Source organism: Acetobacterium tundrae, assembly GCF_008086615.1.
Classification (GTDB): Bacteria; Bacillota; Clostridia; order Eubacteriales; family Eubacteriaceae; genus Acetobacterium; species Acetobacterium tundrae.
In genome coordinates this window covers 39,731-54,616 of sequence record NZ_RXYB01000001.1, presented here as the reverse complement: position 1 = coordinate 54,616, position 14,886 = coordinate 39,731, and the positions used below count along the sequence as shown (strand labels likewise).

Genomic DNA, 14,886 nt, shown 5'->3' with positions numbered 1-14,886 from the left:
GTTTCTCAAAATCAATTTCTGGCAGGTCTCCTGACTCAGGTTTATCAGTTTTTGCGCCTTCCCGTTTTACCAGTGACATATACAAAAACAAAACCATTCACAGTGATGGGTTCGTACAGGACTTACACCTGATTCCCTATTCTCCTCTTACAAGGCACCACAAATCTTCAAATATATTCTATTAATTCTATAATAACGGATTTAAACATAATTGTCAAATTAAATATTTAGGATTGTCAGAATATAAACCAGGGCTATGGTAAGCAAAATAATGGCATTCCATCTCAGCAACTTTATATCGGATAAATCAAACATTTCTTTTTTATTGATTAATATCAGATTGTAAATACCCCCGCCGATAACAATGACCATGATGATGATCACAATTTCGCTCATCCGGGCATAGGACTCCAAGATAACCAGAAATGCCGCGACGACATAAAGAGCGCCATAAAGGTTAAAATTTCTTTTGTACTCTCCTGCTACCGGCCCTTCTAATGCACCATTTATCAATTGTTTCTGATATTTACCATAATAAACGATTGACAGGATCCCAACGACTAAACTCAAGATGAAAATAACGTACTGCAAAACCTCTTGCTCAATAATATTCATATTATCGTCTAATTTCCAGCATTTTCAGTTTTAAATCATTTTCAAGTTTCTGGAGTTCGGCTTCGGCTGACTTTCGTTTCTGTCGGCCTTCATCCTGAATCTTTAACACCTCATCAAAGGTTGTAATTAACGATTCGTTGGTTATCTTTAGGGTTTCGATATCCACAATTCCCCGTTCGGATTCTTTGGCTGTATTAATGGTTTCCATTTTTAAAGTTTCGGCATTTTTTCGTAACAGCTGATTGGTCATATCCGTTACTTGCCGCTGGGCTCTGGCGGCCTCACCGGAATGAGCTACGCCCAGAGCCAGCACCATCTGACTTTTCCATAAGGGAATGGTATTAACAATGGAGGACTGAATTTTTTCCGCCATCAAGGTGTCATTATTCTGAACCAGTCGGATTTGCGGTGCCATCTGAATTGAAATCAATCGGGTCAATTCGAGATCATGAAGCTTCTTCTCAAAGCGGTTGGCCATTGCCGAAAAATCATTCACTGCCTGGGCATCTTCGGGCAATCCACTCATTTGGGATTTCTGTATAAGGGCCGGTAAATCGGTGCTTTGAATCAGTTGGATCTTTTTCTTTCCCGCCAAAATATACATCGATAACTCTTTGAAATAAGTTTTGTTGACTTCATAAAGTTTATCCATCATAGCCACATCTTTCATCAGCTGAACCTGATGTTTTTCCAAAGATTCACAGATCCGGTTGATATTGGTTTCTGCGGCGGCATATTTAACCTGCATCGAGCTGATTTTATTAGCATTTTTTTTAAAGAAACCAAAAAAGCCTTTTTCTTCTTCTGCGGATTCAAAGTTTCGCAGCTCTGAAACCATGTCCCCAAGCATTTTACCGACTTCTCCTAAATCCTTGGTTCTGACGTTGCTCAGAGCGGTCTCAGAAAATTCCGCAATTTTTTTCTGAGCACCCACACCGTACTGCATAATCAGCGCCGAGTTGCTGAGATCAATTTTTTCTGCAAATTCATTGACCATTTTCTGTTCTTCCGGGGATAGGCGAGCTTCATCGAAAATTTTATCTTCGGTTGCCATCTGATTTTTTTGATTGACCACTGGTGATTTTCCCTCGTCAAAAGGGTCAAAAGTCAGGGTCGGGGTTACCTGGTCAAAATCTTTCAGTCCATCATCCATATTTGTCTCCTTATTCAAAATCTTTTTTTGTCAGTCCCTCTTGGGCCAACATGGTATTTAATACTGAAATGTCCGTTGAAACATCTAATGCTGTATCTTCGTAAAAACCATCTAAGAGATTTTCAAACGCGTGATTAATAGTATCCATTGTCTCTTCAATTTCTTTTTTGGTGGCCATAATATTGGCTCCCTGAATCGGCTCTGCATCCATGTCCTGGTAAACCTTAACCAGCTTAAGGGTTGTTGGCAGATAATAGTTCATAAATTTTCGGATTTCCGGAACTTCCTTGGGATTTTCTTCAATGTAAACAAATATTTTTGTAATTATAATTTCCAATCGGTCAAGCTTGTTGGAAATAGCTTCTCCGGGGATGTCGTCATTGGCCTTTCTGATCTGTCTGATGGTCTGTTGTCCCTCGTCGATAACATCCTGTACCGCTTTCATATCAGGGTTACTCCGATCAATCACTCTTTGTCGTTGTACGTCTTCTTTGCGTTTCTGTTCTTCGTCCTGAAGGCGCTTTCCTTCTTTCATTTTCCGGTTGGCTTCATAAGCTTCATCGCTGATCAACAGGTAAAGTCTGTCCTCATCAATGTGTCCCTGAGGAAACATCCCCACTTGAATCATTTTTTTCAAATCCTTAACGACATATTTTGAATTGCGTCCCAAAGGCTCGGCCAATTCTTTAATTTCACAAAACGGATGGCCTTTAAGGCGTTGAACATATTGTCGGAAACGCTTGACTCTTCCTCTTAAACTCGATCCTTTTGCCACCATGCCAATGCATAATACCAAAATAAACAAAAGCGTCCCCAATGATACTTCCATTGATCCCATTGAGGCATGAATCACGTTGGACAAAATAAGAACCGCAAGCGAAAAAACAATCGCCAAGCCCATTCCGATGCTTCCAAAAACGATCAGCAGCATTCCAGAGATTCGGCCATGAGGTGATTTTGTGATAAGGTTTGTCTTTTTGTTGGCAATACTCCGATAATTGTTTTGTTTTTCCACTGTTTTATTCTGTTTTAACTCCTTAGTTTCTACGGTTTCGTAATCTGAAAACTCCATCGGTCGATCATACGTTTTGCTTTTATTATTAATGTTCTTATATTGCTTTGAATAATCTTTGCTTTCATTCCAATTACGAGTGCTTTTTTTGACTTCTTCCAATGCTCGATTCACTGTTTCTGTGATATTCTGATTCAATTTTTTGAAGTCAGTTGAACTTAGGGCATCCTGGATGATACCTTTGATATCATCCCCTATATTCGAGTATTCCTTTTTTCCCATCGCGTAACCTCCAGCTATGCTATTAATTATATCTTATTAAATATCAAAATACAATTATCAATACACGCCTTTATGCTTAATCTTAAGATAACTTCTCAAATTGTAGGTATTTGTACCCACAACAAAAAAGCCTGATTCAATCAAGCTTAGGATTGTCGAAAAATTTGAATTATATTTGCAAATTATTTGTCAGCCTTTTGTTTCTTATCCTTCCGTTTTTGCATACAAAACGGCAATTCTAAATGACATCCCAACAATAGTTCCTCATTAAGAAGAATATCATCTGTTTTGCCATCTGCAAAAACACTGCCATGATGTAAAATAATGACACGATCACAGATATCAAGAGCCATATCCAAATCATGGGTTGCGATAATTTTTGTCATTTCCAATTTTTCCAGCGTATTGATGACGTTGCGTCTTGCGCTGGGATCTAAAAACGAGGTAGGTTCATCAAATAATATAATCTGAGGATTCATGGATAACACCGAGGCAATGGCAATAACCCGTTTTTCACCTCCCGAAAGACGATGAGGCATTCGATCCCGAAGATGGGTTACGCCCAGCATTTCCAAAGCATTGTTGACCCGTTCTTCCACTTCTTCATCAGATAAAAGCTCATTTCTGGGACCGAAAGCAATGTCATCATAAACTTTAGTCATAAACAGTTGATCATCGGGATTCTGAAATACCATCCCAACCTTTTTTCGAACATCTTTCAGGGTTTTCTTTTCTACCGGTAAATCCCCTATTTTTATGGAACCTTCCTTTATTTGGGATATTCCAATAATCAGCTTAAAAAGGCTGGATTTTCCGGCTCCGTTGGCTCCCACCAGAGCAACGCTTTCGCCATCATTTATTTTTAAATCAATTTCTCGAATGGCAATATGTCCATCGGGATAAGCATAGCTTAATTTTTCTATTTCTAACACAGTTTACCTCTCTATAAAAAGCTGCCAATAATCTGGCTTAAATCAAAAAATCGCATCATTATCAATAAAAAAGCGGTTCCCAGCAAAAATATCCAATCCGCCGACTTAATCGGATCTGGTTTTGCATATAAGTAATGTCCATCATAACCCCGGCACTTCATGGCGTAATAAATGTTTTCGGCACGATCAAAACTTTTCAACAGTAATTGACCTACAAAAATACCCATATCTTTCATTTTTATACCTTTGCCTCCCGGCGACCTTAGCATATAAGCGGTGTACATATTTGAAACCTGCTCAAGCAGTACTGATATATATCGATAGGTCAGCATAATCTGTTCAACAATCAGTTTGGGAACCTTGATGGATAATAACTGATAGGAAATCTGAGGCAAGGAAGTTGTTGCTATTAAAATAAGAACCGCCATCACGGTGAAGACCGTTTTGATTGTAATGGAAAAGAAGGAGATCACACCGTATGTAATCGGGATTCCGCCAATCATTAATGCCAAATTCTGATTAAATATGATGTTTGAAATCCCTGCAAAAAAAGAAAAAGGCAAGGCAACCAGCATTCGAGTCAGCAATGGCTTATAGGGAATTTCAGCCAAGGCCATTAAAATAACCGGATAAAATGCTAAAACCACCAATCCTGTAATATTATAAGGGTCAAACGACACAACAAGAACAATATATAAAAGCGTGATCACCAATTTAACCATTGGATGCAACTGATGAATAATCGTTTTTCCTTCGGCCATTTCTTCTAGCGAGTTGATGGTATTCATGGAATCCGAAATATTTGCCATAAGTAATTCCTTCCCGTAATTTATAGTCTAACTAAAGAATAACCTCTGCTTTTCAGCAGAGGTTACCAGCAGAATCTTTTATTAGTTTATCACAAGTAACTATAAAAGATAAATAAATTTTTGCTTTTTTAAGCATCCGGCTGATTTTTCTTTTTATTCTTAATGGCATAAATCAACAATCCGGTTCCACCTGCCAATAGCAAGGTAATCCCTCCGCCGATAATCCCAGAGAGACTGGTACCAGCAGCTGAACTCTTTTCACTCGTGGATTTGAAGCTATACCCCGGTAAAAAGGCGGTTGCTTTCTGAATGTCCGCCGCCGTTTCATAAACGCTGCCATCAGCTGCCAATTCAGTTGTACCGGTTACATTTTTCATTGCCCATTCCAAACCATCTGGATTTGTAGAAGCAAAGACGGAAACTCCGCCACCGATAACTACGGCAAACACCAGTAAAATTCCCACAACTTTCTTAATCGATACCGTCTTGGCCAACTTCTTGTTTGCCACTGACGTTTCCAGTAATTCCGGTCGCATTTTATAAACGAAAACTAGTATTCCTCCGGTAACAATCCCTTCCACAAGACCAATAGCCAAATGGATTGGTATCATTAATCCCAGGAACGTAACGAAAGGTAGTTCTGTGATCCCAGATGAAAGGGTTTCAACCACAACTGAAAAGGCACCAAGTGATAAAGCAATCACGACTGAAATAATTGATGCGGTCGTAATACGAGTGGGCGTCAATCCTTTCTTGACAATCGGCCTAAAAATAAGAGGATAGATCACCAAACATGAATAAAATCCCATATTCCATAAATTACAGCCTAATGCCAGCAAACCTCCGTCAGCAAAAAACAAGGCCTGAATCAGTAATACTGCCGTTATTGTTAAAAAAGCCGGGAACGGTCCCAGCAGCGCCGCCAATAGAATACCGCCGCCAATGTGTCCACTGGAACCGGTACCGGGAATTGTAAAGTTAATCATTTGACCGGCAAAGATCACCGCTCCCATAACACCCATCAGGGGTATTTTCTTTTCATCTAAATCGTCCTTGCATTTATAAGCTGAATAAGCGATTGCTCCAGCACTTGCCGCAAGCATGATTCCTCCTACTGCTGGTGAAACCAGCGCGTCTGCCATGTGCATAATATAGTCCTCCTTATTTTCAAACTACAAGAAATGCGCTTCATGAGTTTCCTTGGCAACTGTCAGTGAGTGACGTATCCATTTAGCTGCCTGTCTTCGTACAAAAAAATACCATGAAGTAATAAACCTTGCTTCTGCAAAGAAAATACCTTCATGGCATCGTTAATTTTATTAAATTTCTCATATTTAAGATCTTCTGAAGATCTTTGTTTAATTATAAACAATCTTTGTCACTGCTGTCAAGAGTAAAATTATTTTAGGCTGCAAAGGTTTTTTTCAGGTCATCGTCTATTTCTGGTATTTTCATTTCTGTTTCTCTTCTCATTACTATTACTATTTCCTGATCTGCCTTCATTACTGTTGCCGTTTTTAATTTTGATTTTTTTATACTTAGTTTTATTTTTACGCATAAAATCGACATACATTATTCTCAGAATTGCGGCAATGATTATTAACACCACAATTGTGATATACCAGTACATGATGAGATAGTCTACCCATTTTCGAGTCTGCATGGTATTAGCCGCATAAATGGGTGTGGACTCTACGAGTTTATCTCCATTATAAACATCGACTTCACCAATTTCATCCCCTTCGTTCACATCGCCTTTAAGACTGGCAATGGTTTTATCTCCAATCAAGCGGTTTCCATCCCATTTTATTTTAGAAGTGTAACCATCCATGCTTGCTTCCGGAACGAGGCTGATTAGAGGTTCATTTGTCTTTAACTTTAATGTATTCCCATCAAACACATGATAGTTTTCTATCTTAACCTCACCATAATAATTATCATCACTGGTCCAATCAATAAAATCGTATTCTTTGATTAAGGCATTGATCGTCGCACTGGCTTCTTTGAAAACGGTTGTTTCATCACCATCCAGTATAACGCCGATGATATTTTCTCCGTTCCCTTCACCTTCAAAAACAAAACATTTTCCTGCTTCATCTGTAGAACCGGTTTTGCCGCTTGTGGCGTAACCATTGAAAAGTGGATTAGTTCCTGCTGAAAGATCATTCGACACACGATAATCGTCTGATAACTCATCAAAACTGCTGTACAGCAAAAGGTTTGTATTGTTCCATTTATGTTTGACCATATTTGTTTGGATCTCATGGACCTTGGCCCGGGTTACCATTCTTACTGGATCATCGCTAAATGCTACTTCAGCCAACTTCAGCATATCGGCCGGAGTTGTATAATGATTGGCATCCTGCAAACCATGAGGATTCACATAATTAGTCCCTGTCATTCCCAGTTCTTTTGCTTTGTCATTCATGGCCTTAATAAACCGGTCATATGCTTTTGACGAATCAAGCGTTGTATCCCCGGCTATTTTCCGGCCAATGTTAACAGCAATGGTTTCTGCCGCATCATTACCTGATGGTAAAAGCAAACCATAGAGAAGTTCCCTTAAGGTAATGGTTTCTCCAACTTCCAGACCCGCCACACTGCTGTCTGCATCAATATTTTCTATTTCATCGCCCACCGTAATGGTGTCATCAAGATTTCCGTTTTCAACCGCCACTAAAGCGGTCATGAGTTTAGTGGTACTTGCCGGATAAAATTTTTGATCCTGTTTTTGTTGATAAAGAATATCTCCACTATTCTTTTCTAAAATTATTACCCCTTCATTTGTACCAAAGGTCGGAAGACCAGCTGCAAAAATGTTGGGTGTAAAAAAGACAAGACTAAGAATTACTAACAGTCCTATTTTTCGTCTCATATCCCCTCCCAAATCTTCTATTTAATATAGCGCGTTTCCTTAAACAATTCCTTGTTTTCTTTAATTGCTTCTTCGCTCCCCAGGACACACAAGACATTTTTCTTAAGGACGCTTGAAATCATATCGCAAAAGCTTCTTAATTGTTCAACAGACGTTTCTAAAATTTCTTTTCGTTCTTTTTGCAGATCTTCAACCGTTACTCCGCTAAAATAGAAATTATCCGAAATTTCACCCTTTACCGAAGCACTCAACGGTACATCTTTACTGCTGATGGTACCAATAATATATTTTTCCAATTCTCGCTTTGAAAGATCAAGATTTTTAATATAGTCAATCGTGCCCGCATAAGCATCCAAAGTCTTTTTTAACTTTGGATCCCGATAGGAGCCAAAATACAAATCACCGCCTCGGCCAATGCTAAAGAACGCACCATAGGCACCCCCTTGAACTCTCACTTTGTTCCATAAATAATCCATTGATAAAATACCTTTTAAAACAAGTTGCGCTCCTGAATACTCAAAACCCAACTCCCGAATATTATATCCCTGAGAGACATACTGAATTTTTGCCGCCGTTAAAAAGCCCTCATTACCAATCCTTATTTCGAAATTAAAGGGATTTATTTTATCTTCTCGCTGTTGAAGCTGTGATAGATACGTTTCTAACGCACTCAGGGTTTTCTCTTTTATTTCTTTTGTCCCGGTGATACTGATAATCGGTTTTTGAGTGGTAAATATCCGCTTTGAAATTCGCGTCATCTTTTCTGCCAGTGCAGCGAATTTTTCATCAAAATTAGCTTCCAGATCAGCAATAAAACGATAGAATTCAATCCCACCGAACTCTTCAAAAAGGCGCGCCGATTGTGAATAATAAGACTGCAGCCGCTGAACGCCTACCACATGTCCGGCGGTTAAAAACTGCGTTTCCTTTTGGGTTTTAATCTCTCTAATCATATCATAGATCAGGTTTTTTTCATTATACTGAGTTTGCGTCAACACGTCTGTCATCAGATTGATCAAGGTTGGTATTTTTTCAGTAATAGCTTTTCCTTTGATATAACAATTGGATCGAAAATCGCCTAAATGATGAACATCATCGTAAGACTCAATACCGAAGGAAAGTCCGCCTGTATTGATTTCAATTTCTTGACTCAATCGATGATAATCCATATTCTTGGTACTCAATCCACCTAACATTTTACACATAAGCGACAGATATTTTAAGTCTTCCTGGGGAATATCACTATAATCAAAATAGAGTTTTAAATATGAAATATCGCCTGTAAATCCGGGATGAAAAAGTAATGTGGTATCCAGAGTCTCTTCAATCTCCAAGGGGTACTTTCGTCCTTCTTTGTTTATATCCTCTAAAGAAAGTTTCGGAATCTTTTCTAAATTCTCAGGACTATCTTCTTCGTTTTGTCTTTTCATCAATATTTGGGTTTCGTTAACCAGATTCAGCAGTTCTTCCTGAGATAATCCCGCCTTGTAGGCGGCAAGCTTTTCTTCCAGTTTTCTATCTGCCTGTTCTTGAAGGTTATTATCTGGAACAATGGTCACCAATGATTTAAAGGTGTTGTCGATCAGTAAATGTTGGATCAATTTCTCAAAGTAACCGTCTTTCCAGCTGGATTTAAACTTTTTAAAAGCTGCCTTATATTTTAAATAATCCGTTGGATCATTTCCATAGAGCCAGTTATCCATAATATCGATGCCATAGATCAAACCTTTTGGATACGAACCGTATTCTCCCTCAATATGGGAAAATTCATAAATATTTATCCCCGCTTCCACACTCAGGGGATCCAGACCATCTTTGACAAGTTTTTTTAAAACATCTTCAATCGTTTTTACAAAAAGTTCTCCATCTTTTGCTTCTGTATTTTTAAGGGTAATTGAAAAGCAAGGCTGTTTTAATGAATTACTGTATTGATAACTCACGTCTTCAGCAATTTGAAGCGCCAATAGGGCTTCCTTTAATGGTGATGAATTATTGCTTAATAAAATATGCGATAGGATATCGAAGGCCAATGCTTCTTCATAAGGCAGTGTATTTCCCAGAACCACATTGAATGCCAGATAAGCCCTGTTTTCCAGGGGTTCTTCTTTTGAAACACCATAAGAAGCCACAAGATTTTGCTGCTTTTTAAATGGTGCTTGTTCTTTTATATCACTATCCACCGTTTGTTTTTCAAAATCAGATAAATATTCATCATTGAGATATTTTAAATGATCTCTGACATCGCCATCTCCATACAGGTAGATGTAGCTGTTGGATGGATGGTAATATTTTTTATGAAATGCCAGAAAGGCTTCATAAGACAGTTCCGGAATAACTTCTGGATCCCCACCGGATTCAAATCGATAACAGGACTGGGGATAAAGGGATTCAAAAACTTTATTCTGAAGAACCTCTTCTGGATTTGAAAAAGCCCCTTTCATTTCATTATAAACAACGCCGTTATAAATAATGGGGTCCTCACTGTTTTCAATATGATAGTGCCAGCCTTCCTGATAAAAGGTATAAGGATTTTCATAAATATTGGGATAGAATACCGCATCCATATAGACATCCATGAGGTTCATAAAATCTTTGGCGTTTGTGCTGGCAATCGGATACATTGTTTTATCCGGATAAGTCATGGCATTTAAAAACGTGTTGAGCGAGCCCTTGGCCAGTTCTACAAAAGGTTCTTTAACCGGATATTTTCTGGATCCACATAAAGTTGAATGTTCAATAATATGCGGCACTCCAGTACTATCTGTTGATGGTGTTCTAAAACTAATGGAAAAGACTTTATTGTCGTCTTCTGCTGAAACATATAAACATTGGGCACCGGTTTTTTCATGGATAAACATCCGTGCAAACCCATCAATTTCTTCCACAAATTCTTCTTTTTTCAGAATAAACCCATGAACATTCTCTTCTAATTTAAACATTTTTTCTTGTTGTTTCATTAATTCTTCTTTCAAATGCCTCTCCTTTTTTTATCTATTTTTATTCTATTATTCCATTTTTCTTAAGATATTCTTTCATTTTTCGTTCGTGACCCATTTCGGTCGGTTCATAAAAATGAGTGCCCACCAAATCATCGGGAAGATATTGCTGAAGCACATAGTGCCCTGGATAACTGTGAGGGTACTTGTAGGTCAGTCCTCTCCCCAGTTTTTCACTTCCAGAATAATGTGTGTCCTGTAAGTGAGCCGGGACATTGCTGTTGGATGCATGCTGAACGGCTGAAAGTGCCGCATCGATTGCCACATACGAAGCATTGCTCTTAGGGGCACAGGCCAGAAAAACAACTGCCTGCGCCAGATTGATTCGTGCTTCCGGCATGCCGATAAATGAAACGGCATCTGCTGCCGCCATTGCCACCGGCAGCGCCATGGGTTCTGCATTGCCGATATCTTCTGAAGCCGAAATAACAATCCGGCGGGCAATAAATTTAGGATCTTCCCCCGCCGTTATCATTTTGGCCATCCAATACAACGCTGCATCGGGATCAGAACCCCGAATGCTTTTGATAAATGCGGAAATCGTATCATAATGGTTGTCTCCGTCTTTATCATATTGAACGGCTTTTTGCTGAATGCATTCCTGGGCTGTTTCCAGATCAATATGAATCACACCATCTTCATCTTTATCAACGGTAAGAATGCCAAGTTCCAAGGCATTTAAAGCCCTGCGCACATCTCCATTGGACACTTCCGACAAATAGCTGATGGCCGCTTCGTCACATTTTACTTTCATAACGCCATAGCCGTTATCTTTGTCGGTAATTGCTCTAGAAATAACGCTCCGAATATCTTCTGGGGTGAGTTTTTTAAATTCAAATATGGTTGACCGGGAAAGCAGTGGCGAGTTAATCTCAAAATAGGGGTTTTCAGTTGTTGCCCCAATCAGCGTCACCAAGCCTCTTTCCACACTGGGTAACAAAGCGTCCTGCTGAGCCTTGTTAAAACGATGAATTTCATCGATAAACAAAATGGATTTTTTATTGTAAACGCCCAGATTGTTTTTTGCTTTTTCTAAAACATCGGTAATTTCCTTTTTCCCGGAGGTTACCGCATTCAATTCATAAAAGGATGAATTCGTGCGGTTTGCAACAATTTTTGCTAGGGAAGTCTTTCCGGTTCCCGGGGGGCCGTAAAAGATGACTGACGACAGTTTATCCGCTTCAATGAGTCGATACAGCAGCTTGCCCTTTGCAATAATATGTTTTTGTCCAACAAATTCTTCAAGAGTTCGAGGGCGCATTCGAACCGCTAATGGCGCATTATCAGCCATTTTTTCCTGATAATTGATTCCAAAAAAACTTTCCTGCATGTTTCCCTCACCCTTCCTTCTCTATTTCTTCAATTTCAGTTTCTGTTAGTTCAAAATATTGATACAACCATTGATCAACCGTATTGAGAATTTCCAAACGATTCATTTCATTCTCAAGCAAGCTAATCTTTATGATTTTATCATAGAATCCATTGAATAGCCTAGTGCTTTCTTCATCCAGATCCGGTATTCTGAGTTTTAATAAGGTATTGGGGTAGTATTCATAAAGCTTGTCCCCCAATTTTTTAGCAAAGGATTTAAAATAATAGTTATAAAGGTGACTATTTAACAGCACCACTAAAAGTTCTTCTGTGACCTTATGATAAAGCCGGGGCTTCAGAATCAATCCATACACATCCGCACTGAAATAACTTTTTTTATCATCAATGGCAAAGCGGTTTTTTGTCGCCTTATAAGGATAGATAATTTTTTTTCTTTCGAAATGGCTGGGATTCCGGCCCCATTGAAGAAAATACCAAGGCAGCTTTCCGTTCTGGCATTCCCTGCGTTTTTCCAGTTTTTCCCGATATTTTCGTAAATGCTTCAGAACCACAGAATCGGATTCTATGGCATCAATCTCGTTGGTGTAAAGAATTTTTTTCTGCGGCTCGGCAATGGTAAAAGTTCTGACATCTTTATTTTTTATCCACGGTTTCAGATGACTTTCTTCAAAATTTTTCAGGTTTTCATCATTATTATCAAAAATGAATGCTTTGTCATTTCCGGTGATAATCCCCTGAAAACTATGAACGATATTATCCAAAGTAAACGGTGTCTTTTTTTCAATTTTTTCGATGATCGCTTTTGTAATCGGAGAATATAGCCGCCAGAGATCATCACTCAAAGAATTCTGGGAAACAAAATAAGATTCAAAAGGTTTCTCTTCTAACTTATTTCCCCCATCCAATGAATTGATTAAATGGGAATAGGAGTCAGGTTTATGATTTTTTATAAAAAAGCGTTTTATCCTGATCTCGCCGTTTTTTTCTGTCTTTTTATTTTTTCTCAGCCTGATAATCGCCGGGTCGATCCCCACTCCCGGAATAATACGGATACCATTGAAATCAACAATTTCTTCAATTTCAAAAGCACTTTTGATAAAACTGCGAAGGGGTTTCCCATAATAGGCTTCTAAAAAATAGCGGGAAGTGATGTGAATTAATAGTCCATCCTGTTTCAATAATTCCCAGCCCCGATTGATAAAGCAATAGGACAGATCTCCCTTATCCTGATAGACTAAAGGATATCGATTCTTCAGCTTTTTCATATAGGCACTGTCTATTTCTTTGTGACCCACATAGGGGGGATTCCCAATAATGATATCCACTGATTTCTCAATAATCAGCTCTTCGGTGAGAATATCACCACATTGAATCCCCAATGGTCTGACATAAGTATTTCCCTTTAAAACAAGAATAAGTCGAGTTACCAGACAAGCGACGGAATCCCGGTCAACCCCAACCAGAATTTTTTCCAGCAGTAATCGATGAAGTATTTCTTTTTCTTCGCCGCACATGTTCTCTCCATACATTTCAAATATTCGCTCGTATACGGCATTTAAAAGGGATCCACTCCCACATGCCGGATCAAATATGCGGATGGTTTTATATTTTTCATCCACTTCGTACTTTTCCAGTGCTTTTGATGCCATATAATCCGCTAAATTTTCTGGTGTATAAAAAACACCATGGTTTTTTTTATGGTTTAACATCATACTCTCTTCATAGAGGTCGCCAATAATTCTGGGATTTTCTCCTTCAAATGAAGGAGCCGTCGTCACAAAATCACAGATCCACTCCCAGATCATGTTTCCAAGGGGTTCTAAATCCTGATCTTCCTCTTCCCAGAATATCTTTTCAATGGCTTTCCCCTGCCATAAATCGATAAAATAATCGAAAGTGAAATTCTTTTTTAATTCTTTTTCATATTGAATAAAATCAATATGATGATTGTTAACAAGATACTTTAAAAAAATACACTTCAATAAAAAAAGTGTATTACCTCTCGTGTGGGTAAGATAATTGTATTGATTGAAAAAAATAGACATTTTATCTGCAATGCATTGGAGATTCATAATTACCTCTTTCGATTAGAATGTTTGTTTGGCTTTTGGTTTTATTATAACATTTTTATGATAAAAAGAATAAAGATTTGAGGGTTTATAGTTTGACAAAAAAAAGCTGTGAAAATTTAAAATTTTCACAGCTTTTAATTCCTTATTGGTGCGAGAAACGGGAATCGAACCCGTACGCCTTTCGGCACACGCCTCTGAAACGTGCTTGTCTGCCAGTTCCAACACTCTCGCATGACATTCATTTTCAAGTACCGTTATAGATTACCTTTTTTTTTATAAATTGTCAAGTTCTTCCTTGTTTTTTCTCGCATAATAATCAACTTAATCACAATTCAACAGTTATTCTAATGCCGCCTAACAAAAACTCAGCCAAACTTAAAAAAAGCAACGGCGGCAATCCCCACCTGAAAAAGCAGTATTACCGGTAATCCCAGCGAAAATTGCAAGTGCTTTGTCTTATGATGAAAAACCTTCATACCTATTATTCCGCCAACGCTTCCCCCCACTACACTGAAAATCAGCAAGGTTTTTTCTGGTATTCGCCAGGCATCACGTTTTGACCGTCTTTTGTCTTTCCAGAACAAAATAAAGGTGACGAGATTGATTGCTATAAGATATAAAGTTAAGTAAAGAATAAAAATTTTCATGATATTATCTTTCTAAATTTATTTTGCGTTTTAATCTGTGATCCATAGCAGTTAAAAAAAGATCATCGCCAACTTCTTTAAGGCCAATTATTTTATCTATTGTGAGACAATTATATCCAATAATAAATAATCAGCCTTAAAAACAGACTATAGCTTTCTCT

Annotated in this window: 11 protein-coding genes, 1 tRNA gene and 1 riboswitch; all 12 genes read right to left on the bottom strand. The window is 38.3% G+C overall.

All coding sequences use genetic code 11. The features are described from left to right. Positions 1–3 precede the first annotated feature (3 nt). Positions 4–177: riboswitch (cobalamin riboswitch) on the bottom strand. 42 nt (positions 178–219) lie between these two features. The 12 genes from FZC40_RS00245 to FZC40_RS00190 all read right to left on the bottom strand — a co-directional run bounded on the left by FZC40_RS00245 (position 220) and on the right by FZC40_RS00190 (position 14,725). Continuing rightward, positions 220–615, bottom strand: a complete 396-nt coding sequence (locus FZC40_RS00245; RefSeq protein WP_148601944.1) for a hypothetical protein — start codon at positions 613–615, stop codon at positions 220–222. Position 616: 1 nt separating this feature from the next. Continuing rightward, positions 617–1,768 carry a toxic anion resistance protein gene (locus tag FZC40_RS00240; RefSeq protein WP_148601943.1) on the bottom strand — a complete coding sequence of 384 codons (1,152 nt, stop codon included), beginning with the start codon at positions 1,766–1,768 and terminating at the stop codon, positions 617–619. Positions 1,769–1,778: 10 nt separating this feature from the next. Further along, positions 1,779–3,062, bottom strand: coding sequence for a 5-bromo-4-chloroindolyl phosphate hydrolysis family protein (locus tag FZC40_RS00235; RefSeq protein WP_148601942.1), 1,284 nt, complete (start codon positions 3,060–3,062; stop codon positions 1,779–1,781). 182 nt (positions 3,063–3,244) lie between these two features. Beyond that, positions 3,245–3,994 carry an energy-coupling factor ABC transporter ATP-binding protein gene (locus tag FZC40_RS00230; RefSeq protein ID WP_148601941.1) on the bottom strand — a complete coding sequence of 250 codons (750 nt, stop codon included), beginning with the start codon at positions 3,992–3,994 and terminating at the stop codon, positions 3,245–3,247. Between the two features lie 11 nt (positions 3,995–4,005). Then, positions 4,006–4,803 carry a cobalt ECF transporter T component CbiQ gene (gene cbiQ / locus FZC40_RS00225; protein ID WP_148601940.1) on the bottom strand — a complete coding sequence of 266 codons (798 nt, stop codon included), beginning with the start codon at positions 4,801–4,803 and terminating at the stop codon, positions 4,006–4,008. Positions 4,804–4,931: 128 nt separating this feature from the next. Then, the gene (locus FZC40_RS00220) at positions 4,932–5,951 is read right to left on the bottom strand and encodes an energy-coupling factor ABC transporter permease (protein ID WP_148601939.1); all 1,020 of its coding nucleotides are present in this window, start codon (positions 5,949–5,951) and stop codon (positions 4,932–4,934) included. A gap of 281 nt (positions 5,952–6,232) precedes the next feature. Beyond that, positions 6,233–7,678 carry a D-alanyl-D-alanine carboxypeptidase family protein gene (locus FZC40_RS00215; RefSeq protein ID WP_148601938.1) on the bottom strand — a complete coding sequence of 482 codons (1,446 nt, stop codon included), beginning with the start codon at positions 7,676–7,678 and terminating at the stop codon, positions 6,233–6,235. Between the two features lie 17 nt (positions 7,679–7,695). Beyond that, positions 7,696–10,650 (bottom strand): insulinase family protein, encoded by a 2,955-nt coding sequence (locus FZC40_RS00210; RefSeq protein ID WP_243135603.1) that lies wholly within the window; start codon positions 10,648–10,650, stop codon positions 7,696–7,698. Positions 10,651–10,675: 25 nt separating this feature from the next. After that, positions 10,676–12,004, bottom strand: a complete 1,329-nt coding sequence (locus FZC40_RS00205) for a replication-associated recombination protein A (RefSeq protein ID WP_148601937.1) — start codon at positions 12,002–12,004, stop codon at positions 10,676–10,678. Positions 12,005–12,011: 7 nt separating this feature from the next. Continuing rightward, positions 12,012–14,078, bottom strand: coding sequence for an Eco57I restriction-modification methylase domain-containing protein (locus FZC40_RS00200; RefSeq protein WP_148601936.1), 2,067 nt, complete (start codon positions 14,076–14,078; stop codon positions 12,012–12,014). Between the two features lie 146 nt (positions 14,079–14,224). Continuing rightward, positions 14,225–14,309 (bottom strand) — tRNA-Leu (locus tag FZC40_RS00195). Between the two features lie 134 nt (positions 14,310–14,443). Beyond that, positions 14,444–14,725, bottom strand: coding sequence for a DUF1294 domain-containing protein (locus FZC40_RS00190; RefSeq protein ID WP_148601935.1), 282 nt, complete (start codon positions 14,723–14,725; stop codon positions 14,444–14,446). Positions 14,726–14,886: the final 161 nt, after the last annotated feature.